The sequence below is a fragment of the Wenyingzhuangia fucanilytica genome, from assembly GCF_001697185.1.
Classification (GTDB): domain Bacteria; phylum Bacteroidota; class Bacteroidia; order Flavobacteriales; family Flavobacteriaceae; genus Wenyingzhuangia; species Wenyingzhuangia fucanilytica.
Map to the genome: position 1 here is coordinate 1,213,292 of NZ_CP014224.1, position 25,951 is coordinate 1,239,242.

General features: G+C 30.4%; 19 protein-coding genes. 7 read left to right on the forward strand and 12 right to left on the reverse strand.

Annotation, left to right across the window (positions count from 1 at the left end):
- The first annotated feature begins 75 nt into the window (after positions 1 to 75).
- On the forward strand, positions 76 to 993 hold the full coding sequence (locus tag AXE80_RS05075; RefSeq protein WP_068825051.1) for a patatin-like phospholipase family protein: 918 nt from the start codon (positions 76 to 78) through the stop codon (positions 991 to 993).
- Positions 994 to 1,043: 50 nt separating this feature from the next.
- Here AXE80_RS05075 and AXE80_RS05080 read toward each other — a convergent pair whose 3' ends face one another.
- Complete coding sequence (locus AXE80_RS05080; RefSeq protein WP_068825053.1) at positions 1,044 to 2,159, reverse strand: lactonase family protein; 1,116 nt, start codon at positions 2,157 to 2,159, stop codon at positions 1,044 to 1,046.
- A 135-nt stretch (positions 2,160 to 2,294) separates the two neighbouring features.
- On the opposite strand from AXE80_RS05080, the gene AXE80_RS05085 reads away from it, so the two are divergent.
- From AXE80_RS05085 to AXE80_RS05095, 3 genes are read left to right on the forward strand one after another with little or no spacing between them, the layout of a single operon-like run.
- The gene (locus AXE80_RS05085) at positions 2,295 to 2,855 is read left to right on the forward strand and encodes a hypothetical protein (RefSeq protein ID WP_068825055.1); all 561 of its coding nucleotides are present in this window, start codon (positions 2,295 to 2,297) and stop codon (positions 2,853 to 2,855) included.
- Positions 2,842 to 5,157, forward strand: coding sequence for a TonB-dependent receptor (locus AXE80_RS05090; RefSeq protein ID WP_068825057.1), 2,316 nt, complete (start codon positions 2,842 to 2,844; stop codon positions 5,155 to 5,157). The genes AXE80_RS05085 and AXE80_RS05090 overlap by 14 nt, the downstream gene beginning before the upstream one ends.
- 9 nt (positions 5,158 to 5,166) lie before the next feature.
- Positions 5,167 to 5,586 (forward strand): Fur family transcriptional regulator, encoded by a 420-nt coding sequence (locus AXE80_RS05095; protein WP_068825059.1) that lies wholly within the window; start codon positions 5,167 to 5,169, stop codon positions 5,584 to 5,586.
- A 66-nt stretch (positions 5,587 to 5,652) separates the two neighbouring features.
- Here AXE80_RS05095 and AXE80_RS05100 read toward each other — a convergent pair whose 3' ends face one another.
- From AXE80_RS05100 to AXE80_RS05140, 9 genes are all read right to left on the reverse strand, one after another.
- Positions 5,653 to 6,423, reverse strand: a complete 771-nt coding sequence (locus tag AXE80_RS05100; protein ID WP_083194586.1) for a copper resistance protein NlpE N-terminal domain-containing protein — start codon at positions 6,421 to 6,423, stop codon at positions 5,653 to 5,655.
- Positions 6,420 to 7,304 (reverse strand): cation diffusion facilitator family transporter, encoded by an 885-nt coding sequence (locus tag AXE80_RS05105; RefSeq protein WP_068825061.1) that lies wholly within the window; start codon positions 7,302 to 7,304, stop codon positions 6,420 to 6,422. Before AXE80_RS05105 ends, AXE80_RS05100 begins: the two co-directional genes overlap by 4 nt.
- 142 nt (positions 7,305 to 7,446) lie before the next feature.
- Positions 7,447 to 7,875 carry an FKBP-type peptidyl-prolyl cis-trans isomerase gene (locus tag AXE80_RS05110; RefSeq protein ID WP_068825063.1) on the reverse strand — a complete coding sequence of 143 codons (429 nt, stop codon included), beginning with the start codon at positions 7,873 to 7,875 and terminating at the stop codon, positions 7,447 to 7,449.
- 93 nt (positions 7,876 to 7,968) lie between these two features.
- Complete coding sequence (locus tag AXE80_RS05115; protein WP_068825065.1) at positions 7,969 to 10,446, reverse strand: hypothetical protein; 2,478 nt, start codon at positions 10,444 to 10,446, stop codon at positions 7,969 to 7,971.
- A 9-nt stretch (positions 10,447 to 10,455) separates the two neighbouring features.
- Positions 10,456 to 12,939 (reverse strand): TonB-dependent receptor, encoded by a 2,484-nt coding sequence (locus AXE80_RS05120; RefSeq protein ID WP_068825067.1) that lies wholly within the window; start codon positions 12,937 to 12,939, stop codon positions 10,456 to 10,458.
- 175 nt (positions 12,940 to 13,114) lie between these two features.
- On the reverse strand, positions 13,115 to 14,503 hold the full coding sequence (gene lpdA / locus AXE80_RS05125) for a dihydrolipoyl dehydrogenase (RefSeq protein ID WP_068825069.1): 1,389 nt from the start codon (positions 14,501 to 14,503) through the stop codon (positions 13,115 to 13,117).
- Between the two features lie 219 nt (positions 14,504 to 14,722).
- A complete protein-coding gene (gene argS / locus AXE80_RS05130) occupies positions 14,723 to 16,495 on the reverse strand; it encodes an arginine--tRNA ligase (protein WP_068825071.1) in 1,773 nt (590 codons plus the stop codon).
- A gap of 126 nt (positions 16,496 to 16,621) precedes the next feature.
- A complete protein-coding gene (locus AXE80_RS05135; RefSeq protein ID WP_157359347.1) occupies positions 16,622 to 17,419 on the reverse strand; it encodes a hypothetical protein in 798 nt (265 codons plus the stop codon).
- A gap of 127 nt (positions 17,420 to 17,546) precedes the next feature.
- On the reverse strand, positions 17,547 to 18,260 hold the full coding sequence (locus tag AXE80_RS05140; protein ID WP_237340633.1) for a Crp/Fnr family transcriptional regulator: 714 nt from the start codon (positions 18,258 to 18,260) through the stop codon (positions 17,547 to 17,549).
- Positions 18,261 to 18,344: 84 nt separating this feature from the next.
- On the opposite strand from AXE80_RS05140, the gene AXE80_RS05145 reads away from it, so the two are divergent.
- Positions 18,345 to 20,705 carry a heavy metal translocating P-type ATPase gene (locus AXE80_RS05145; protein ID WP_068825077.1) on the forward strand — a complete coding sequence of 787 codons (2,361 nt, stop codon included), beginning with the start codon at positions 18,345 to 18,347 and terminating at the stop codon, positions 20,703 to 20,705.
- Between the two features lie 9 nt (positions 20,706 to 20,714).
- Here AXE80_RS05145 and AXE80_RS05150 read toward each other — a convergent pair whose 3' ends face one another.
- The gene (locus tag AXE80_RS05150) at positions 20,715 to 22,784 is read right to left on the reverse strand and encodes a fibronectin type III domain-containing protein (protein ID WP_068825079.1); all 2,070 of its coding nucleotides are present in this window, start codon (positions 22,782 to 22,784) and stop codon (positions 20,715 to 20,717) included.
- On the reverse strand, positions 22,774 to 23,367 hold the full coding sequence (locus AXE80_RS05155) for an MCP four helix bundle domain-containing protein (RefSeq protein ID WP_068825081.1): 594 nt from the start codon (positions 23,365 to 23,367) through the stop codon (positions 22,774 to 22,776). The genes AXE80_RS05150 and AXE80_RS05155 overlap by 11 nt, the downstream gene beginning before the upstream one ends.
- A gap of 223 nt (positions 23,368 to 23,590) precedes the next feature.
- Here AXE80_RS05155 and ccoS point away from each other — a divergent pair, with 223 nt between their 5' ends.
- On the forward strand, positions 23,591 to 23,764 hold the full coding sequence (ccoS, locus tag AXE80_RS05160) for a cbb3-type cytochrome oxidase assembly protein CcoS (protein ID WP_068825083.1): 174 nt from the start codon (positions 23,591 to 23,593) through the stop codon (positions 23,762 to 23,764).
- Between the two features lie 15 nt (positions 23,765 to 23,779).
- Positions 23,780 to 25,951: a cytochrome-c oxidase, cbb3-type subunit I gene (gene ccoN, locus AXE80_RS05165; RefSeq protein WP_068825085.1), complete on the forward strand. Its 2,172-nt coding sequence runs from the start codon at positions 23,780 to 23,782 to the stop codon at positions 25,949 to 25,951.

Here is a 25,951-nt window from a genome sequence, read left to right on the forward strand (position 1 = left end):
ACGTTAAATGTGTATATTTAGACTCGATACGAAAATAAGTTTTTAATTTTCAAACTAACTATTTTAAAGTTTTATATGCGAGCATTGGTCATTTCGGGAGGAGGTAGCAAAGGAGCTTTTGCAGGAGGGGTGGCTCAGTACCTAATGAAAGAACAAAAAAAGGAGTACGATATTTTAGTAGGTACTTCTACAGGAAGCTTGATGATTTCTCATTTGGCTTTAGGAAGAATTGAGATGTTAAAAGATTTATATACTTCTGTAGATCAATCCACTATTTTTAGTAATTGTCCTTTTAAAATCAAAGGAAGAAGAGGGGCAAAAACAGTTTCTATCAATCACTTTAAAGTACTTTGGAACTTAATTAAAAAACGTAAAACTTTTGGAGAAAGTAAAAATTTAAGAAAATTATTACACAATACAATTACCAAAGATTTTTATAAAGAAATACGTGCTACTGAAAAAGAATTGGTGGTAACTGTATCAAATTTAACTTTGGGAAAAGTAGAGTACAAGTCTATAAAAGAATGTGAAAGAGAGCAGTTTTGTGATTGGATTTGGGCTTCGTGTAATTATGTTCCTTTTATGAGTTTGTACGAAAAAGATAATTATCAATACGCAGATGGTGGTTTTGGAGCTTTGGTACCTATTAAAGAAGCCATCAACAGAGGAGCTACAGAAATTGATGTAATTATTTTAGATACAGAAATGAAATTAGTAGCCAATGTACCAGCAAAAAATCCATTTGCATTAATTTCGGATGTGATAGATTTTACTTTAGAGCAAGTATCAAAACACAATGTTTCTATAGGGAAATTGGCATCGCATTATAATAATGTACAGTTAAACTTATATTATACACCAACAATTTTAACTTCTAACTCTTTAATTTTTGACAAAGAATTGATGACTGGGTGGTGGGAAGATGGTTATGCTTATGCAAGGAATAAACATCAAAACAATGAAATGAGTGAACTAAAATTTGCAGATAAATAAAAAAGCGATTCTATATTTAGAATCGCTTTTTTATTGTAATTTTTTTTTGATTAAAATAAAATAGAAACTGGTCTTGGTGCTAGTACTTCATCTACAAAAGTTAATTTTCCTGTTTTACTATTTCGTCTAAAAGAACAAATATTATTGGTGTCTCTATTGGCTACAATTAAGAATTTTTCATCAGGAGTTAGGCTAAAGTTTCTTGGGTGTTTACCATGAGTGCTAATGGTGTCTATCAATTCTAATTTACCAGAAGGTAAAACTTTTAAAATACCAATGCTGTCATGACCTCTATTACTCATATAAACGTATTTTCCATCTTTTGTAATGGTAATATGTGCAGCCCAATTGATTTCTTTAAAATCATCTGGTAAAGTTTTTACGGTCTGAATTATTTTATAGCTGTTGTTAGGAATGTTCTTTTTGATAAATGTTACCGTTCCATCCAATTCATTTACAGAATAAATCCACGGTTGTGTTGGATGAAAAGTTAATATTCTTGGTCCGCATTCACCTGGCATTTGAAGTTCGTGAAATTCATTAGGCACAAATTTGTTAAAGTCTTTATCTATGGTAGAAAACACAAGTTTGTTTGCTCCTAAATCTACAGAAATGATGTTTTCTGAGTTGGGTTCAAAGTAGCAAGAATGTGCATGAGGAAAGTCTTGTCTTTTGTTATTACTAGGAACAGTTATCTCGTTTTGTTGCGTGTCTAAAGGCCCTACCAATTCGCCTTTCTCGTTTAGTCTGTGTAGGTTTGTTGTACCACTGTTATAATTAGCAGTTAATACATAGTTATCTTTGTTAATTGCAATATAACAAGGGCTTTTGTCTGCTTTACTAATACTTATTTCTTTTAAACTTTCAGGTTCAATTTTAAAACTACTTATAGTTCCATCCCATTGTGAGTTGGTAGTGAGTAAAAAATTTTTATCAAAAGATTTTATTAAATAAGTAGGGTTTTCAGTTTTTACCAATAACCTAATAGAATCTAAAGTACCATTGTTTTTTAGTTGATATTCATAAATACCTTCACTCTGAGGGTTGTTTTTATTAGTGTAAGTACCCACATAAAACTTTTTCGTTTTGTTTGAATTTGGTATTATGCTATTACAACCTATAAAAGTTAGAGTTGATAAAAGAAATATTGACTTAAGTATTTTCATTTCATTTTTTTTGAACTTTAAAGATACATAAGTTTTATATTTTGATGTCTTTAAAATTCCTTAAATATTAATCGCAACAATGTTGCGTTTAATTAAAAACTTGTTATATATTTGCTGAAAAATAAAACAGATACCATGAAATTAAAAACATTAGTGATTGCAACATTTGTAGGTTTATTGATAACTTCTTGTAAAAAAGACGATCCTATTATTCCTAATGAGGAGGAAGTAATTACCACTGTAATATATACGTTAACTCCAGTAGTTGAATCGGGTGATACAGTAGTGTTGATGTATAAAAATGATGGAAATAATTCTGATGATGGAGTTTATACGCAAACAGGAATTATTAAAAAAAATGCTGAATATACGGCTGAATTAACATTGTTGAATGAAACATTATCACCTGCCGAAGATGTTACGGAAGAGGTTAAAGAAGAAGGAGTAGAACATCAATTTTTCTTTACTACACCAACAGGGTTAAATATTACCTATGCGGATAAAGATGAAAATGATCATCCAATTGGAATTGAATCAAATGTTTCTGTTTTAAGTACCTTTGCAGGAGGAGATTTAACGATTATCTTAAGACATGAACCAAATAAATCTGCAGAAAATGTTTCAAATGGAGATATTACAAATGCTGGAGGAGGAACAGACGTTGAAGTAACTTTTACCTTAAATGCCCAAGACTAAAAAACAAATTTTAATTATAACATTCATTCTTTTTAGTGTTATAGTTAATGCCCAAAAATGTGATTTTACTTTATCAGGAGTTGTTGTTGATAGTACAACAGATGAACCTATAGCCAATGCTAGTGTTTACCTAGAGGGGGTAAATAAAGGAGTCGTCAGTGGTATAGATGGAACTTTTGAAATTAAAAATATCTGTAAAGGAGATTATCATTTAGACATCACTCATATTGGTTGTGAAAACAATCAACAATTTGTACAAATTCATCACAATACGAAGATTCGTGTTGTGATGAATCATTATATACAGATGTTAGATGGAGTTCACCTCCACGGGCATAAAGCTGAGAATACTACACAAGCAGCTCAGAATATCACCTCAAAAAACATTCAAAATAATGCTAACGAAAACTTATCTAATTTATTAGAAAGTTTAACGGGGGTGAGTACTTTAAAAAATGGTAGTGGTATTGCAAAGCCGGTAGTACATGGTATGTACGGTAACAGAATTACCATTTTAAATAATGGAATTGCACAAAGTGGTCAACAATGGGGGAACGATCACAGTCCTGAAATAGATCCTTTAATAGCTAATAATATTAAGGTGATTAAGGGAGTTGGAGCCTTAGAGTACCAAGGAAGTAGTTTAGGAAGTGTTGTTCTTGTAACTCCTAAAGAAATTAATAAAGACCCTCATTTGCATGGTGCTGCTAATTATTTTGTAGAAACCAACGGATTGGGGAGTGGTTTAAATCTTACCTTAGAAAAAGGAACCAATGGTATTGATTGGAAAATAAATGGTACGCTTAAAAAGTATGGAGATAGAAAAACAGCCGATTATTATTTAAATAATACCGGAAATCAAGAAGCGAACTTGGCTTTACAGTTAAGAAAACAATTTTCGGATTCATGGGAATCTAAAATTTATGCCAGTACTTTTAATTCAGAATTAGGGGTGTTAAGAGGGTCTCATATTGGAAATATTAGTGATTTAGAAGAGGCGCTATCAAGAGAAGTTCCTTTTTACACAGAGGATTCTTTTTCTTATAAGTTAGAAGCTCCAAAGCAAGAAGTTCATCATCATTTATTAAAGTTTTTAAATCATTATAAGATTAATGATGATGAGTTTTACACGTTTACTTATGCTGGACAAATAAATAATAGAAAAGAGTTTGATATCCGTAGAGGTAATCGCTCTGGTATTCCTGCTTTGAGTTTAAATATGATGACTCACTTTTTAGAAGCCAAGCATCAAAATAAAATAGGGGAGAATATTGAATTTAAAAAAGGAATTCAATACACTTTTACCGACAATACTAATGATTCTGAAACAGGTGTTTTACCTTTAATTCCAGATTATTTGTCACATCAACTTGGGACTTTTGTCTTGTTAAATAAAAGATATCATAGATGGATGTACGAGTTAGGGTTTAGATATAATTTTACCTATCAAAATGTAGCAGCGATATCTAAAACAACTCCTAGAGAAATAGTTAACCATAATAATGTTTTTCATAATGTAAATGTATCTGCTGGATTAAGGTATAGAACTTTAAAGCAATTGCATTGGGCTTTTAACATTGGCTTGGCATCAAGAAATCCAGCGATAAACGAATTGTATAGTAATGGTTTGCACCAAGGAGTAAGTGGAATTGAAGAGGGGAATATAAATTTAAAACAAGAAAATTCTATTAAAACCACATTTGGATTAGAAGGAAATGTAGCGCAGAAATGGTTTTTTGAGACTTTGTTATATCATCAATACATTAAAGATTATATTTTTTTAAATCCTCAAAATGAAGTGCGTTTAACTATTAGAGGGGCTTTTCCTGTTTTTGCCTATGAACAAACCAACGCTCAACTTATAGGATTAGATTTGGGAACTACTTATGCGTTTTCTGATGCTTTAAAAGTAGGGGCTAAGTATAGTTTTTTACAAGGTGATAATTTGTCTGAAGATATTCCGCTAATCAACATGGCTGCAAACAATGCACTTTTAACTTTTGATTATCAATTACCAAGTGGAAATGATTTTAAAAATACTTCTGTAGGATTAGAATATCATTATGTTTGGAAACAAAATCATTTACTAGCTAGTCAAGATTATGCACCTGTACCTGAAGCATATCAATTATTAGGAGCAAAATTTAGTACAGAAAAACATTTTAATAAAACCAAATTGTATATATATGCAAAAGCAAATAATTTATTAAATGTAGCTTATAGAGATTATTTAAATAGATTAAGATATTTTGCTGATGATACCGGAAGAAGTGTTACACTTGGATTTAGAGTTTCATTTTAATTAACAATTATGAATTTAGAAACAAGATTTACAGATTTACTTAGAGATAGAAATTTAAAAGCCACTCCTAAAAGAATAGAGTTACTTAATGTGGTAGCAAGTTATAGTTCTGCAATACCATATAGCGAAATTCAGAGTAAACTAAATCATTTTGATAGGGTTACCTTATATAGAACAATCAATGCTTTGTTAGATGGAGGTATTATACATAAAGCATCGGTAAGTAGCGATGAGGTTTATTATGCTATGTGTAAGGAATATTGTACTTCGGAATGTCATAACCATAAACATGTACACTTTAAATGCTTGGAATGTATGGAGGTTTCTTGTGTAGATGTTACAAATCCTCTTCAGATTCAAATTCCTAATGTGATTATAAAGCAAGTAGAAATTGAGGTAAGTGGTGTTTGCGAAAAATGTGTATCCTAATAGCATAAAAAACGAGTTTAGTTTTAAGGGAACTAAACTCGTTTTTTAATATTACTATTTTATTTTTTAGGGCTGTACTTTTACAAATTTTGCCAAAGGAGCCATTCTAGCTTTGTTTATAGATAAAGTATCATTTTTTATAGCGTAGTTATCCATTACTTCAAGGGCTTTTAACATAGCACCTTCATAAGGAGCGTTAAAGCAAAGTTTTTGCGTAGATGCCAATCTAGAAATACTCAATCTATTTCCAAATTTTAAATCAAAACTTCCGTGAAAGTTATTACATCCAGAGTTTCCACTAATATTATTGTCAGTAGTACTTAATGTAAAGTAAGGAATGTTTTTGTTTTCTTTTTCAATTTCTTCACCTTGTAACTCTATCAACTCCCATTGTACATCAGTAAGAATTGTGTCTGTAGCAATTTTGCTTAATACATATTGAGTAGCCAAAGCACCTTTAATATTTTCTTTTTGTTTGTTTAGTTGAATCAAAGTGTTTTCACCTACCATATAGCTGGTTTCATCAATAATAATATTGCTTCCAATTTCATCCCAATCAAATTTTCCTTTTTCAGTAATTAATTCATCACTTTTTCCAAGGTATTTAACTTCTTTAGTGTATGTTAAATCGCTATGAATACTAATTTTAGTCTGTATTCCCTCACAATCAGCACAAGGTATGGTTCCTGTGTAAGTACCTCCCCAATCTAAAGAGTTTTTACTGTTGTGCTCATCAAGAAAAGAAGAATTAAAATGATGTATATTGTGGTTTTCAGAGGTTTTACACCCTGTAATAACCATACTGATAACGGCAAGGATTAATATATTATTTTTCATAATGATGTGTTTTGGTAAAATGGTTCTATATGTATTAATATATGTCCCAAATTTGGAATTTTATGATGTAATGTATCTTTTAATAAATGTGAAATTTCATGCCCTTTGGTTACAGATATATCTCCGTTTACTCTAGCGTGTAAATCAACATGATGTTGCATACCAGCTTTTCTTATAAAACATTTTTCTGTCCCCATAACCCCAGGTACATTAATTGCTACTTTTCTAATTTCTTTAATTAAATCATCATATCTATGCTCATCCATAATTTCGCCCAAAGCAGGTCTAAAAATTTTATAAGCGTTAAATATAATAATACCTGATGCTATTAAAGCTGCCCAATCATCGGCATTTTCATATCCATCTCCTAAGGTAACAGCAATTAATATACCAATAAATGCGGCTACAGAAGTTAAAGCGTCACTTCTATGGTGCCATGCATCTGCTTTTAGAGAAGAACTATTGGTTTTGAGGCTATTGTGAATTACTATTCTGTATGAAATTTCTTTCCACAAGATGATAACTCCTAAAATATATAAAGTCCATGCTTGTGGAACTTTATGTGGGGTTTGTATGTTGATGATACTTTTATAAGAAATAATGATGGCAGATGCTACCAAAAATACAACCACAATAAATGTCATTAAAGGTTCTATTTTACCATGTCCGTATGGGTGATTTTCATCAGCAGGTTTTTTGGCATATTTTAATCCAAATAAAACCAATAAAGATGAAAATATATCAGAGGTAGATTCTATTGCATCGGCTACTAAAGCATAGGAGTTTCCAATTACTCCCGCTATTCCTTTTATGATAGCTAAAAGAATATTACCAAGTAAACTAAAGTAAATGGTTTTAACTGCTTTTTGTTGATTACTCATACAGAGAATAAGGATTGCTAATCTTTAAATGATGGTGCAAAATAGTAATTGATATATTATTTTACAAGAAATGTTTTTTAGATAAAAAAACACCTTTTACTACAGTAAAAGGTGTTTTTAATATGGTAATTATAGCTATAAATTAATTTACAGCAACTAATTCAATATCAAAAATTAAATCCTCTCCAGCCAATGGGTGGTTAGCATCTAATAAAACTTCGTTTTCTTCAACTCCAACAATTAATAAAGCTTGAGTTTGACCATCTTCACGACTTGCCTGTAATTGCATTCCTACTTGTGGTTCTAAATCATCAGGTAGTTGAGTTTTAGGTAATTTAAAAACTGCTTCTTCATTTCTAGGACCGTAAGCTTCTTCTGCAGGAATGGTAACTTGTTTGTTTTCTCCAATAGTCATTCCATCTACAGCAACATCAAAACCTGGTATCATTTGTCCAGCTCCGACAGTAAACTCTAAAGGCTCTCTTTCTCTAGAACTATCAAATACTTGTTCGTTTGTTAATTTTCCTGTGTAATGTACTTGTACAGTACTTCCTTGTTTTGCTTGAGACATATCTCTCTGTTTTAAATTTGAACGAGTAAAGTTATGGTTTTCTATATGGATGACTAAACGATTTGCCGATTAATTCCTAAAACCTTTAATTTTCTATTCTACATTAAAGGTTTTAAAGGTATGTATAGGTTGTCCTTTAGAAGATATTCCTTCAATTTCTATAATATAATCACTTTTGATGTCACTGGTAAAAAAAGAAACTTTTGTTGGGGTTTCTTTAGTAGTTTTTAGCATAGGTTCCCAGTGTAGCGTAGTTCTTAAATCAGCTCCTTTTAATTCATCAAAATCTTTGATGTGATCGGGAGAGAAAAACTCTCTAGCAGTATAAAATCCTTTTGCTTTAAAATTAAGTACTCCTGGTTTTTCAATTTTTTTACCATTTTTAAATTCATATCCTTTTTTGGGGTATAAAATAATAGCGGCGCCACCAGTTCCTCCTGCTATATCGTTATAGAGCATATTTACAGTGGCTCCTGTTAAAATATCAACAAAAGAAATTTCATCACAAGTAATACTTCTTAAATAATCCATGGTTATTTGTCTTCCGTCTAAAAATATTCTAACAATACTGTTGTCTCTGTTCCATAAAAAATTATCAAAATCCTCTCTAATTACGTGGTTTGCATTAGTGTTTAATAATTCAATAATAGTGGTAGGAGTAAATTCAAGACTGGTTACATCAATTCTATTCATCATATTGTCTGGTCTACGATAAATAGTTCTATTTTCCATTTCTTTTTTTCTCTTTTCTGCTGCAGTAGCGTTGATAGCGTTTAATTCCACAGCTTTTAATTGTTCTACTTTTTGATTGTACTCAAATTTAATTTGTTGAACATATTGGGCAACTTTTACAAAGTTTTCGTTTTTCTTATAAGTTGACAGCTTACTAGCTTCTTTACTACTTGTTACAGGGGGAGAAGCAGTAGGTTCATCTAGCACAATACTAACATCTTTTGTTTTTAGGCTTTTACTGTTAAAGTTATCATAACGAGCTTCTATAATTGTAGAAATAGAATCCATAAATGTGTAAGGACCAAATTTAAAACGACCTAAAGAATCTGTTTTTTGTATTGGTTCTTGTGCAAAAACTTTTCCTAAAAAAGTAAGTCTAACTTCAGATACATGAGGTTTGTCTAGTTTTTTAAATTTGGTGGTAGTTCCGGTAATAAAAAGACTGTTTTCTGGACTATATTTTTGTGCTTCTTTTTTTGTTTGTAAAAGTTCTAGCGATGTAAAACGTTTCCATCCATTGGTCATCATTACTAAGTCTAGTAAGTATTTTCTTTTAGGATCGTTTTCTTTTTCAAAAAAGTAACCAGGTTGTTCTATAGTACCTCTTAAATCAGAATTAAGCAATAAGTAGGTTTTAATATTACTTGTTCTTGTGTTGTATGGAAAAGCTTTAAGATCTCTCACACTCATAGAAAAAGTACTTGTTTCTTTTTCTCCATTAATATCAGTTAAATCAAACAAAACTTCAACTTTTTCTCTAGACTTATACGTTTCTTTAGAGGTTTTGGTCGTTAGTTTTAAATTGTCTTTTGGCGTGTCTACAAAAATTGTTCTTTCGGCAACAGGATTTCCATCACTATTAAATAATGTGATATTTACCACACCATCTGTTAAGTAAGAAGTTGGAATTTTAAGAGTATTTGAAGGAATGTTTTGGGTTTCAAAATTGTTATAAAAAAGAATTCCTCTTTGATGCGCTATTAAAAAAGTGTTTTGCAAACCATTAGGCATATTACTGTTTAAGTTTACAATAATGCCATTTTTTGTATTTGTTGTGTTGATTACAAAACCTTTAGGTAATGCTTTTGGTAAGGGATATTTAATTTCTTTACCATTAATTGTAGTACTAACGTAGTAGGATTTGTTTTTTTCGGGAATGATAGATAAAAGACCTAAACCTAAATCTATACTTTTAGCTTCGGCTATTTCATTTCCTTTCTGATCTTTTAGATAGGCTTTGAAGTTTTTAACATTTGTTTTAAAAGCAACTCTGTTTTGTAAACCTTCAATTAAATAACCTCCTTCCGGATAAAATGAAACCTCTGGTTTAGGTACATCTTTTTCGGTAGTTTGGGTTGAGGATGAAACTGAATCGATGTTGTTACTATCGATGTTTGAATCCTTATTGATTTTATATATGGGTATTTTTTTTTGAAAAAAAGTATCAGAGGAATCATTCCTCATATAGTTTGTATAGGCTCTTATTGTATATTTTCCTTCTTGCCAGTCTTCTAAAATTTTAAAATCTCCAGCTACATTAATGTCGTATACGTACAAAGTTTTTTTATCAACAATTTTATTCTCTGGATTGATAAGCTCTACGTATAGAATTCTACTTTTAGGTGTTCTTCTATGCGTAATACCATTGATTAAATAAGCAGAAAACCAGATGTCTTCACCTAATGTATAGGCAGGTTTATCTGTATGAACGTAAGTTTTTTCTGGATATTGATTAAAAATGTAATCCTCTAAATTCTTTTGAATTTGATTAGGAAAACTTGTTTGGGCGTAGTTACATAATGGGGTAAGAATTAAAATTAAAAAGAGCCTGTTTAACATATTTATAGTTTAATTAACATTAAAAGTTTTGATAGCATGTATTGGTTGCCCATCGGTTGATATACCTTCTATTTCTATAATATAATCACTTTTGATATCACTTGTAAAAAAGGATACATTTGTAGTACCTGTATTAGTAGTTTTAATCAAAGGTTCCCAATATAGTGTTGTTCTTAAATCTGTTTTATTCATTTCTTCAAAACCATTAATGTGGTCTGGAGAGTAGAATTTTCTTGCGGTATAAAATCCTTTTGCATTAAAATCTATAATACCTGGTTTTCTTTTGGTGTTGCTAACAGACATATTTCCGGTGTTAGAATATATGGCAATAACTCCATTACCCCCTCCAGTAAAAGTTACAGTATCGGGACCAGTTAATAAATCAATAAATGAAACTTCGTTTGCACTAATAGATCTTAATAGACTTCCATCAACTTCCATACCGTCTAAATAAATTCTAGCAGGGCCATTAGAGCGTCTAATAGAAATAGTATCACCAAAAACACTAACCCCATTAAGTTGATTTACCAAGTCAAAAGCAGTAAAAGAACCAGCACCAATCATGGTCGTTACATCTAAACGACTACCACTAATAGGAGAACCATAGTCTGTTCTACTATCCATTTCTTCTTCTCTTTTTTCTTGTTCAGTTTTTCTGTTTGCAGTAAGCTCTACAGCTTTAAGTTTTTGTACGTCTAGGTTATAATCAAATTTTACTTGTTGTATATATTGGGTTACTTTAATAAAATTAGCCACCTCTTTCTCTTTAGTTGATTGATTAATCTTTGGCATTTTTTCTACAGGCGCTTCGTTTGTATGCTTGTCAACTAATATTACAACATCTCTAGATTTTCTTTTTTCTGAATTAAAGTGATCCATTCTAGCCTCTAACAACACAGGAATTGAATCAAAAAACACATAAGGGCCAAACTTAAATTTACCTAAAGAATCAGATTGTTGTATAGGTTCTTGAAAGATGGATGGTCCCATAAATGTCAATCTAGTAGGAGAGGAGAATTCAGCATAAGGCTTTTTTAACTGTTTAGTAGTTCCTGAAATATACAAGCCAAGTTCAGGTTTAAATTTGTTTGAATTTTCTTTTTCAGTTAGTAAATCTTGCCAAGTAAAACGTCTCCACCCATTAGTTAACATTACTAAGTCTAATAAATATTTTCTTTTAGGGTCGTTTTCTTTTTCAAAAAAATAACCTGGATTTTCTACATTTCCTCTTAAATCTGAATTTAATAATAAATAAGTTTTAATATTGTTTGTTCTAGAGTTGTATGGAAATGCATTTAAATCTCTAACCGCCATAGATAAAGTACTTGCAGCATTTTTTCCTTTATTATCGGTAACGTTTATGTTTAAGTCTACTTTACTACGAGATGTAAATGTTTCTTTAGCTGTAGCAATGTTAAGTTTTAAATTGTTTTTAGGATTATCAATAAACACAATTCTTTCTGCTGTAGGAGTTCCATTAGCATCAAACAAGGTGATTTCTGCTACACCATCTTTTAAAACTTCGGTTGATATTTTTATGGTGTATTTATTTTTGTTTGTGCTTTCAAACTTTTTATATAATAAGTGACCTCTTTGATGAGCAATTAAAAAAGTGTTTAATAATCCATTCTCTACAGTACTAGAAACCTTTACATAAATAAATTGTCCTTCGTTAGTTACGTTAAGGTTGTATCCTTTGGCTAAAGGTTTTGGTAAAGGGTAGCGTTCTGCTTTTCCGTTGATAAAAACTTTAGCATAATAAGTTTTGTTTTCTTCGGGGATAATCATAAATGATCCTAAACCAAAATCTATACTTTTAAACTCAATAATTTCATTTTGATCTTGATCTTCAATAACACCATTTACATTTATTTTACTGTAATTGTCGTCTTTAATTTTAAAAGCAATTCGGTTTAGAGTACCACAAACTAGTGAACCTCCTTCTGGGAAAAATGTTAGTGTAGGCTTGGTACTTTTATTATTAGATTTTTGGTTGAGGTTGGCAACCGTTTCTTTTAGATTTGTAGTGTTTTGTGAAATACTGTCATTTTTAACCGCAAAAATGGAAATGTTTTTAGAGAAAAAGTTTGAGTTATCAGCGTTTCTCATGTAATTGGTGTATCCACGAAGTCTGTAATTTCCTTCTTCCCAGTTTTTGTTAATTTTAAAATCACCAGCAGCACTAACATCTTCTATGTAAAGTGTTTTTTTAGCTACAATACTATCTTTAGGGTTGATAAGTTCAACATATAAAACCTTGCTTTTTTCTGTTTTTTGATGAGTAATACCATTTAATAAATAAGCACTAAACCACAAATCTTCATCTAAAGCATAAAAGGGTTTGTCTGTTTGTAGATACACTTTTTCTGGATATGAATTAGTTTCATAGTCAAGTAGTTTTTTCTCTAAAAGATTAGAGAAACTATTTTGTGTGTACAGGGTAAAAGAAAATAGGCCTAAAAGGGCAACTAATAACAAAAATGTTTTTTTCATGGGTATAGATAACAAGTTAATATAGTTAGACTGATTAAATGAGCAAAGGTTTGATTTAAACTCAAAAAAACTTATCAAATATAGTTTAGTTAAGAATATAATTTTAATAAAAGAGCAAAAAAAAGCGGTTGCAAATTAGTTGCAACCGCTTTGGATATTATATGTGCTATATATTCTATAAGTGAATTACTTCATCATATGCAGCAGCAACAGCTTCCATTACCGCCTCAGACATAGTAGGGTGTGGGTGAACTGTTTTTAATACTTCGTGACCAGTAGTTTCTAATTTACGACCTAGAACAGCTTCAGCAATCATATCAGTAACACCAGCACCAATCATATGACATCCTAACCATTCACCGTATTTAGCATCAAAAATTACTTTTACAAATCCTTCTTTGTTTCCGGCAGCAGATGCTTTTCCAGAAGCAGAAAATGGGAATTTTCCAATTTTTAACTCGTAACCAGCTTCTTTTGCTGCTTTTTCTGTTAAACCAACAGAAGCAATTTCTGGAGATGCATAAGTACATCCAGGAATGTTTCCGTAATCAATTGGTTCTGTATGTAAACCTGCAATTTTCTCTACACAAGTAATTCCTTCTGCAGAAGCTACGTGAGCTAAAGCTTGACCAGTAACTACATCACCAATAGCGTAATAACCAGGGATGTTTGTTTGGTAAAAATCGTTTACAATAATTTTATCTCTATCTACAACAATTCCAACATCTTCTAATCCAATGTTTTCAATGTTTGTTTTAATTCCAACAGCAGATAATAATACGTCTGCTTCTAATTTTTCTTCTCCTTTAGCAGTTTTAACAGTAGCAACAACTCCTTCTCCAGAAGTATCTACAGATTCTACAGCAGAGTTTAACATTACTTTAATTCCAGATTTCTTTAAAGCATTTCCAAAAGCTTTAGAAACGTCTTCATCTTCTACAGGAACTACATTTGGCATAAACTCAACAATAGTAACTTCAGTACCCATAGAGTTGTAAAAGTGAGCAAACTCAACACCAATAGCACCAGATCCTACCACAATCATTTTCTTTGGTTGTTCTGGTAAGCTCATTGCTTGGCGGTATCCTATTACTTTTTTACCATCTTGAGGCAAGTTAGGTAATTCTCTAGAACGAGCACCTGTTGCAATAATAATGTGATCTGCATCGTACTCTGTTACTTTACCATCAGCATCAGTAACATCTACTTTTTTACCAGGTTTAACTTTACCTGTTCCCATAATCACATCAATCTTGTTCTTTTTCATTAAGAACTCAATCCCTTTACTCATTCCTTGAGCAACACCACGAGAACGTTTGATTACCGCTTCAAAATCTTTATCAATAGCTTCTGCTTTTAAACCGTAATCATCAACATGTTTTAAGTAATCATATACTTGAGCACTTTTTAATAAAGCTTTGGTTGGAATACATCCCCAGTTTAAACAGATACCTCCTAGAGATTCTTTTTCTATAACAGCAGTTTTAAACCCTAACTGTGAAGCTCTAATAGCGGTAACATATCCTCCAGGTCCACTTCCAATAACAATAACGTCGTATTTCATGTGTATATTTTTTAATCTAGTGATTGAATTTTATAATGTATGCAAATGTAATAATTACAAACTATATTACATAGGTTAAGAAGATAGAAATTATAAGTACAATTACGTATAAAACGATATATGTTTTTTTGTTAAGATATTTATACAAGAGAATTCTTGTTGTAAAAAAAAAGACATCCATTTAAATGGATGTCTTTTTTTTATAAAATATGATAAATCTTACATTCTTTCAGGAACATCTATTCCTAATAAATTAAAGGCAGATTTAATAGTATCTCCAACTTGTGCGGATAATTGTGTTCTAAATATTTTAACATTTTCTTCTTCGCATCCTAAAATATATGAGCTTTGGTAGAATGAGTTGTATTCTTTTACCAAATCATATGTATAATTAGCAATTAAAGCAGGACTGTGGTTTTTGGCCGCCAACTGAACTGTTTCTGGATATAATTGTAACGTTTTAACTACTGCTAATTCTTTGTCAGAAAGTTCAACTTGTTGTTGAGCAGTATAATCAAAATCAGCTTTTCTTAAGATAGACTGAATTCTAGCGTAAGTATATTGTATAAAAGGACCAGTATTTCCGTTAAAGTCAATAGATTCTTTAGGGTCGAATAAAATTCTTTTTTTAGGGTCTACTTTTAAAATGTAATATTTTAAAGCTCCCATACCTATAATATTGTACAACTCTTCTTTTTTCTCTTGAGTATATCCTTCTAACTTTCCTAATTCTTGAGAAATTTCACGAGCAGTATTTACCATTTCGTCCATTAAATCATCGGCATCTACTACGGTTCCTTCTCTAGATTTCATTTTACCAGTTGGCAAATCTACCATTCCGTAAGAAAGATGGTACATGTTGTCTGCCCAAGAAAAACCTAATTTTTTTAAGATTAAGAATAATACTTTAAAGTGATAATCTTGTTCGTTACCAACAGTATAAGTTAATGCGTTAATATCAAATTCTTGAAAACGTTGAATGGCAGTTCCTAAATCTTGGGTAATGTAAACAGAAGTTCCATCACCACGTAAAACTAATTTTTCATCTAAACCTTCGTCAGATAAATCTATCCAAACAGAACCGTCTTCTTTTTTAAAGAAGACTCCTTTGTCTAAACCATCTTGTACACAATCTTTTCCTAAAAGGTAAGTTTCGCTTTCGTAATAATTTTTATCAAAAGTAACTCCTAAATTTTTATATGATACTGCAAAACCATCATACACCCATTGGTTCATGGTTTTCCAAAGATTTACAACTTCTTTATCACCAGCCTCCCATTTACGCAACATTTCTTGTGCTTCTAATAAAATTGGAGCTTGTTTTTTAGCTTCTTCTTCGGTTTTTCCTTCAGCAATTAAATTGTTAATTTCTTCTTTATATGCTTTATCAAAAGCTACATAATAATTACCTACTAATTTATCACCTTTTAATCCTGTACTTTCAGGAGTTTCTGCATTCCCAAATTTTTGCCAAGCCAACATACTTTTACAAATATGAATTCCACGGTCGTTAATAATTTGAGTTTTGTATACTTTTTTACCACTAGCGGCAATAATTTCTGCAACAGAAAAACCTAATAAATTATTACGAACATGACCTAAATGTAAAGGTTTGTTTGTGTTAGGCGAAGAATATTCTACCATTACTGCCTTGTCTGTAGGAGCAGGGTTGGTAATTCCGTAGTTTTCTGTTTGATAAATTTCATAAAAAGTATCTACAAAAAAACTTGGATTAATAGAAATATTTAAGAATCCTTTTACCACGTTAAAGTCTGTAACCAAACTCACATTTTCTTTAAGATACTCTCCAATTTGAGTTCCTATTTGTACAGGGTTCCCTTTTACAAATCTTAAAAATGCAAAAACCACTATGGTGATATCTCCATCAAATTCTTTACGAGTTGCTTGGAATTCTACCGTTGGAATTTCAGTTTCAAAAATTTCTACAAATGCTTTTTTAACGGCAATTTCTAAATGGTTTTGGATACTCATTTTTGTGTTTTTCTATTGAACTGCGAAAGTACGGAAATAATTAATTTATGACTACTTGTTAAATTTAAAAATATTTAAGGTTTGTTAGGAAGGAAGTGTATGTTACATTCTTTGGTATGTAAATGTTTATTTTTCTTCAAAAATGTTTAGAATATAAAACATAGCATCTTCTTTTGAGTTAAATATTCTCAAATTTAAATCTGTTAGTGTTGCTTTGGCATCTCCTTTTGATTCATCTTTTCTAAGGCCAAGTGACATTTTTACATAAACAGATGATATATTGTTTAAAAGTTCATTAACTATATAAATTTTTTCCCAATAATTTTCGTCATCAGAAGTTCTAACATTATGTGGGGATTGCATAAATACCCAATCATCTTTTTTAAAATTTCCAATTTGATAACCCCATAAATATGGTTGACCAGTAATAGATTTTTTTACAAAATTTTCAGATTTAGAATTCCCTATAAATACAAGGTACTTCTTACTGTAATTAAAAGGAATGAAACTAATGGTTTGGTTTATTTTTTCGTCTTTTTGGACATTAAAATAATCTTTCCCGTTTTGATGTATGATTGAATTTTTATTAGAAGTTTTCCAATACTGTTTTGTTGCTGTATTTTGCTTTATTAAGTTTTCAGAATATATAGAGATGGTTAAGTTTTGAGTAGTATTGTTTTTAACGATTTGTATTAATTCTCCATTTATAATTTTTTTGTTTTCTCCTTTAATTTTAATTCCCATAAAATTCTCTAAATCTTTTTTGTTTATAGAGTCTATGTTTTTAGAAGTAATATATAGTTTGTTAGTAACAGTATCGTTAAAAATTTCAAATACAGGTTTAACAGAGTTTTTCTTTTTTAAAACTTTACACGAAGTAATTGTTAAAAATATCATTAGTAATGATATCGTTATATTTTTCATACGGTATTCAATTTTATTATAAATCTAAGGATAAAAAGTATTGATATATATTTTTAAAAGATTTTTAGTTGTAATAAAAAAAGCTATCAATAATTTGATAGCTCTCTACAGTTTTATAAAATGTCTTTTATATTCCTTCTGCAATATGTTTTAGTTGATCTTCATCTATTATGGTTATAGATTTTCCTACCAAATCAATCAAACCATCTTTTTTAAAGGTAGATAAAATTCTAATTGCAGATTCTGTAGCTGTTCCAACAGAGCTCGCTATTTCTTTTCTGCTAAGTTTAATTTTAATAGTATTGGTATCGTCTATTCCATAAGTTTCTTTTAAAAACAAAATTAAATCAGCAATACGTTGGTGTACAGTATTGGTAGAAATATTAGTAATAGAATTGTTAGCTTCTTTTAAATCGCCACAAACGGTTTTAAACATAGCCCCTGCAAATTTAGGGTTTTCGTCTAGCGGTTTTTTAATTAAATCCTGTGGAATAAAACAAGCAGATACATCATTTAAGGCAGTAACAGTTATCATACTAGGTTCGTGAGTAATGGCAGAATGATACCCAATTAAATCTCCTTTTTTACTAAACTTTACAATTTGTTCTTTTCCGTTTGCATTTAATTGAGAGAGCTTACAAACACCATCTTTTATACAATATACTCCAGAAGAAAATTTACCCTCATTAAAAATGACTTCACCTTTTTTAAAAACGTGTACATCTTTGGAGTTAGATATTTTAGAAAGTTCCTCCTTGCTTAAAGCATTTAGGTTGTTAAATTGTTTTACCAAACATTGTTCACATCTACTCACAATCAATTTTTTTATCTTACTTTTCAAAAATACGAAAAGTTTACATGATATTAATCATTGAATTGTATCAATAGAAATATCAAATTTGTAAAAGAAATTTTTAAACAAAATATGGAAGGTAAACCCTGTTATCATTGTGGTGAAGAATCTATTATGGATATAGTTGTTTTTGATGACAAAATATTTTGTTGCCACGGTTGTAAAACTGTTTACGAAATCTTTAAAGACAATGATTTAACTGCTTATTACGATTTTGAAAAAAATCCTGGTATCACCCCAAATGATATTAAAGGTAAATACGCCTTTTTAAATAATGATGCCGTAGTTAGTAAATTATTAGATTTTCAAGAAGATGGCATAGAGGTGGTAACCTTATATATTCCCAAAATACATTGTAGCTCTTGTGTTTGGGTTTTAGAACATCTTCAAAAATTAAATGATGGAGTAATAAAATCTAGGGTTCATTTTTCCAAAAAAAATGTTCAGATTACTTATAACCATAAGATAAGCTTACAGCAATTGGTAGAATTGTTGGCTATGATTGGTTACGACCCTTATATTAGTTTAGAGGATGGAGAAAAAAAGAAAAAGCATAGCAAAGCCAATACATATAAGTTAGCTATTGCTGGTTTTGCCTTTGGAAATAGTATGTTTTTATCGTTTCCAGATTATTTTGGAAAACCCGATGTTTGGTTAACACAATATCAGCCTTTGTTTGTGTTATTAATGTTCTTGTTTTCGTTACCAGTAGTGTTTTATGCGGCTAATGATTATTTTATATCTGCTTACAAAGGACTTAGAAAACGTATTTTAAATATTGATGTACCTATTAGTATTGGAGTTGTTGTTTTGTTTTTAAGGAGTAGCTATGAGTTTTTTACAGGAACAGGACAAGGGTATTTTGATAGTTTAACAGGATTGATTTTTTTCTTGTTATTAGGGAAGTTGTTCCAACAAAAAACTTACGATTTCCTTTCTTTTGAAAGAGATTTTAAATCATATTTTCCTATTGCAGTATCCACAATCGTTCATAAAAAAGAAGTGGTGATTCCTGTAAATGAAGTAAAAATAGATGATGTCTTAATTATACGAAACGAAGAGGTTGTTCCTACCGATGGAGTTATAATTGAGGGGGCACCTATGTTAGACTATAGTTTTGTAACAGGAGAAGCCAATTTGATTAAAAAAGGGTTAGGTGATAAAGTTTTTGCTGGAGGAAAACAACAAGGGAAATCTATTCAAATTAAAGTAACCAAAACGGTAGATCAAAGTTATTTAACCAAGTTGTGGAGTGAGAATACTTATGAAAAACCATCAAAATTAACCAGTTTAACCGATGCTATAAGTCAGTATTTTACTTGGGGATTATTACTCATTACTTTACTCTCTGCAATTTATTGGTTTGCAGTAGATAAAAGTCAGATAATAAATGTGGTGACCTCTATTTTAATAGTGGCTTGTCCATGTGCATTAGCTTTATCAGCTCCATTTGCCATGGGGAATGTATTGCGTATTTTAGGTAAACAAGGGTTTTATTTAAAAGACAGTTCTGTAATAGAAAAAATAGCCCACGTACAAACCATTTTTTTTGATAAAACAGGAACTTTAACAACTAGAAATAAGCAGGAGTTTTCTTACGAAGGAGATGAATTATTAGATAGTGAGTTATCAATGATTAAGTCTTTGGTTAAGAATTCTAATCATCCTTTAAGCAGAACTTTGTTTAAAAAAATACAAGGAGATTTAATTGATGTAACTGAGTTTTCTGAAATTGAAGGGCAGGGAATTCAAGGTGTTTTTAATCATAAAACAGTAAAAGTAGGATCGGCCAATTTTGTAAATTCTTTTAAAAATGATGTAGAAACAGAAAGTAGAGTATATATTAGTATCGATGGAGTGCTAAAAGGATATTTTAAATTTGGAAATCAATATAGAGAAGGGATTTTTAAAACTTTAATGAGGTTAAATCAGAAACATCAAATTAATATATTGTCTGGAGATAACGATGCTTCATTAACATTTTTACAAGAAAAATTATCTTTAAAAACCAAGTATTATTTTCATCAATCTCCACAAGATAAGTTAAATCACATCAAAGCCAGTCAGCAAGAAAATAAAACAGTTATGATGGTTGGAGATGGTTTAAACGATGCTGGAGCTTTGTTGCAGTCGGATATTGGAATTGCTGTTGCAGAAGATGTAAATGTGTTTTCTCCAGCAAGTGATGCCATTATTGATGCGAATAAAATAAACCAAATCCCTCAGTTTTTTAAATTGTGTAGCGCTAGTTTAGGAGTGGTTAAAATTAGTTTTTTACTTTCTATTTTATACAATGTGGTAGGGTTGTATTTTGCTATTAGCGGATTGTTAACACCTTTAATTGCAGCCATATTAATGCCGTTGAGCTCTATAACTATTGTAGTTTTTGTAACAGTTGCTACCAATGTACTTGCAAAGTTTAATAGAGTATAATATTTTTAGTTAGGGAGTTTTAATGGTTTCTATAAACAAATCATAACCATAACCATCTGTTAAGTAATAATGGTCTCTTGGGAATGATGAGGACATAATGACAAGATGGTTAGAACTATCTTCATTAATGTAAATAGGAAAACCTTTTGTGGCTATTGTAGTTGTAGTGTTGTTTTTAATGTCATACTTTATAATTTCTCTTTTAAAGTTTTCTCTAGTAGCGTGTACATTGTTAAGATCGTTGTTGACTCCATAAATATTATTCCCTGTTTTATCAATGTATAAAGTTGTGAGTGGTGAACTATAATCTTTAATTTTAGAAAAAGTAGTAGAAGAGTAAATACTATTTCTTTGTTTGTTATAAATGTAAGAAGTGTTAGCGTTTACAGTAATATCACTGTTGTTGTATGCTAATAATGGAATTTGTTTAATACCGTTGTTTGTAATCAATCCATTAGTATCTACAGTGTAGTGAATAGCTCTTCCTTCGTATTTATGACTAACAAGAATATTGTTTTCATTAATGGTTGTTATTTCGTAATTGTACATAGATTGATGATCTGGGAAATGAGGAGATTTGTCTATATTGGTTAATGTATTATCCTGTCTTGTAAATGTAAACACATCGTCATTATTAGTAAAAACCCATGTATGATTTCCTAAATAATCAAAACTGTTAAAATAAACAGGAGTAAGATCAACTCCTTCATAATCTGACTTTCCTTCTACTTCTATACTATATTTAAAAGTTAGATCACTAGCATTATATACCCATAACTCATCACTCTGAGAAAATAATAGTTCTTTACCGTTGTTAGATGTAATTAATTTCATTTCTACGCTAGTAGAACTATAAGGTTTTTTAAAAGCTTCATTAGTGATTTTATGATTTATATAATCATATTTTATGAGCTTGTACTCTCTGTCTATAAACATATATATAAACATAGCTTGCTCATCAGCATCAAACGTGATATAGTTTATTCTTGAGAAATCTAGAATTTCAGGATACGTTAAAGTTACATTTGCAACATTATCAGTATTGTATTTATAGTTATTTCCAAAAACATTATATACATATATTGTATATCTAAGTTCACTAGAATAAAGAGGTTCTAAGTCTGTAAAACTCGTTGTGTTAACATCATCAATAATAGTTACCGTTTTCTCTTTTTCATTTTTGTTTTTATCTTGTACCACAATTTCATAATGAGAAAAATAATGATCTAAAGATTTTTCCCAAAAAAGCTGAACTTCATTGTTTTCAGATACATGATGCTCTGTGAATTTAACGTTTTTAGGGACTATATTGGTGGTGCTTACATGATTTGCATTGCTTGTTCCTAACAATCCTTTGTCTGTGTGTATTCTAAAGAAATAACAATATTCTCCATTTTCTGGAGGATTTTCATCAAAATAACTTTGAGTATTGATATCTGTAATTGTTGCAATTAATTCGGCATTGTCTGTGTTACAAAAATCTCCTTTAGCTCTATAGATTTCATATTTTTCAAATGTATTATACCCTGTGTATGCGTTCCACTTAAATTTAATGGATGAAAAAGGCTCTTGTCTAGAAAATGAAGAGGTATAAAGATCTAGTTCTTTAGGAGGAGTGTATCTATAGGCTGTAAATGTAAATAGCTCTTTGTTGTTATCGTTATTAATGTCTATTTCTGTAGAAAAAACAAATTCATTTTCTGTTAATTTTAAAATGGTTAGTTTGTCTTGTTCTGTACTATTAGAAACAGAAATAATTCCGTTATTTAACTCCCAATTTAGTTGGTTTTTTAAAGGAGTACATGTGCTAGATTCCTGAAATAAAAACTCCTCATAGATATTATCATTATAAACAAAAAAATCACGACCACATTCTTCTATGTTAATGGGTGCTTCAGCTAAAACATCATTGTTTTCAACATAAAAAATAGCCCATGTTCCTAAAAGGTCTTCTTCTTTTGCCTCTTTAAAAACATTTACGGTAGATTCATCAAGTGTTGAGATGTCATCGCTTTCACATGAAATAAAAAAACAGAAAAAGATGAATAAGGCTGTTTTTAAAATAATTTTATTTATCACTTTTCTTAGGATTATAAAAAATAATAATTTGGACCAAAATAGCCATAACAACTAAGAAAATAATTTCGATATGAGTAAAAATATCAATTGTTTTCATGACTTTGTTACTGATGAACATTTGATGTTTTCCTTCATCTAATTGAACTTTAGATAAGTTTTGTAGATTCAGAGTAATGGATTCAATTAGTTGTAGTGTTTCTTTTTGATGAGTAGACTGATTGTATACTTTTTCTATTTTATTTAAATGATCTAGTTGTTTTTTTAAATCATTAAACAAAGCAAGTTCTTTATCGGTTAATTTTGTTTGTTCGTATCTTGTAATATAACCATCTATTTCCATATCAATTTTATGACTTCTTTTTTGAAAATAAAGGGAATCTGAAGTAATCATTGCAATTTCCTTTTCATGAACTAATAAAGCTATTTCAAAAAGTAAATCACTTGCTACAACTCTGTCTTCATAAATAGTTGTTACGGATTTTCGTAGTCGATTAAAATTTTCTTTATCAACTAAGTTAGTACTTAAAACAATAAAAAAAACTAACAGAATACTAGCAACTTTTTTAATCTTATTATAATTCATAATATCACAAACTATTTTATTAATATTTATACAAAAGAGGTATCAATATATGTAATTTAAATTTTGTATAATTACATAATCATGAAAAATTATGTTCATCAATATTTGTTAAAATAAATAATTGAGATATGATAAAGTACCCTTGTAAAATCTATAAACTATGATAATAATCATTTTTTAGAGGTGTCAGTGCTCCTAATTTTGTCCCTAACAAAAAACTTTTATGAGTGTTATCTATATATTAATCCTTGTCAGTCTTTGCGTTGCTATAATTTTTTTAGCAGTATTTTTTTTAGCTGTTAAAAAAGGACAATTTGAAGATGATGAAACTCCGGCCATACGGATGCTTTTTAACGATCATATAAACAAGAATAAAGAACAAGAACTAAAAAATTAATCAGAAGACTATTTTATGGAAAAAGAACAGTTTTATTATGACAACAAAGTCGTAAAGAAATTTATTTACGCAACAATGTTTTGGGGACTCATAGGGATGTCGGTAGGACTACTACTAGCATTAATGTTTGTTTTCCCCAATATCACCAAAGGGGTTTCATGGTTAAGTTTTGGTAGGTTAAGGCCTTTACATACCAATGCCGTAATTTTTGCTTTTGTAGGAAATGCAATGTTTGCCGGGGTTTATTATTCTTTACAAAGATTGTTAAAAGCTAGAATGTTTAGCGACTTGTTAAGTAAAATAAACTTTTGGGGATGGCAAGCAATAATTGTAGCTGCAGCTATTAGTTTACCTTTAGGATACACATCAAGTAAAGAATACGCTGAGCTAGAATGGCCTATAGATATTGCCATTGCTTTTATATGGGTAGTATTTGGTATCAACATGATTGGTACAATTTTTAAAAGGAGGGAGCGTCATCTGTATGTTGCTATTTGGTTCTATTTAGGAACTTTTGTAACAGTAGCAGTATTACATATTTTTAACAGTCTGGCTTTGCCTGTTTCTTTTTTAAAGAGTTATTCTGTATATGCAGGAGTACAAGATGCATTAGTACAATGGTGGTATGGACATAATGCCGTTGCCTTTTTCCTAACAACTCCGTTTTTAGGATTGATGTATTATTTTGTACCAAAAGCAGCTAATAGACCTGTGTATTCTTATAGATTATCTATTGTTCACTTCTGGTCTTTAATTTTTATTTATATCTGGGCAGGACCTCACCATTTATTATATACCGCTTTACCAGATTGGGCTCAAAATTTAGGAGTTGCATTCTCTATTATGTTATTGGCTCCATCATGGGGAGGTATGATTAATGGATTGTTAACGCTAAGAGGAGCATGGGATAAAGTAAGAACAGATCCTGTTTTAAAGTTTATGGTAGTAGCAATTACCGGTTATGGTATGGCAACTTTTGAAGGGCCTATGTTGTCTTTAAAAGGAATTAACGCCATAGCCCACTTTTCTGACTGGATTATTGCCCATGTACACGTTGGAGCTTTGGCTTGGAATGGTTTCTTAACTTTTGGTATGATTTATTGGTTGGTTCCAGTATTGTTTAAAACCAAATTACATTCTATTAAATTAGCTAATATTCACTTCTGGTTAGGAACTTTAGGAATTATTATTTACGCTTTCCCAATGTATATAGCTGGTTTTGTTCAAGCCTCTATGTGGAAACAATTTAATCCTGATGGAACATTAGTTTATGGTAACTTTTTAGAAACTGTAACTCAAATTATTCCAATGTATTGGATGCGTGCTGTAGGTGGATCTATGTACATTGTTGGTGCAATTGTAATGTTGTTTAATATTTCTGCAACCATTAAAAAAGGTTCTGAAGTAGAAGATGATATGAGTGAAGTTGCTCCTTTACAAAGATTGAAAAAAGGAAGATTATCAGGAGAAACTTGGCATCAACAACTAGAAAGAAGACCGGTTCAATTAACCATTTTAGCAACTGTTGCTATTTTAATTGGGGGAATTGTACAAATTGTACCAACCATTATGGTGGAGTCTAATATTCCAACCATTAGCAATGTAAAACCATATACGCCTTTAGAGTTAGAGGGTAGAGATTTGTATATAAGAGAAGGTTGTGTAGGATGTCACTCTCAAATGATTCGTCCTTTCCGTTCAGAAGTAGAGCGTTACGGAGAATATTCTAAAGCAGGTGAGTTTGTTTATGATCATCCATTCTTATGGGGTTCTAAACGTACTGGGCCTGATTTACATAGAGTTGGTCAAAAATACTCTGATAGCTGGCACTTTAATCATATGTTAGATCCTCAAAGTACTTCTCCAGGTTCTATTATGCCAACTTATCCTTGGTTGTTAAAAAATACTTTGGATGCTAGTGATATTAAAGGAAAAATGGAAGTGATGGTAACATTAGGAGTTCCTTATTCTGCAGAAGAAATTGAAAATGCAGAAAAGAGTATGAAAGCTCAAGCAGATATTATTGCAGAGAATTTAACTCAAGATCCATCATTTGTAGATAGTTACCAAGCTGCTCAAGCTGATGCTAAAGCCAAAGGAGAAGAGTTTGTACCTATTCAGCAAAGAGAAATTGTGGCTTTAATTGCTTATTTACAAAGATTAGGAACCGATATAAAAACTAAATAA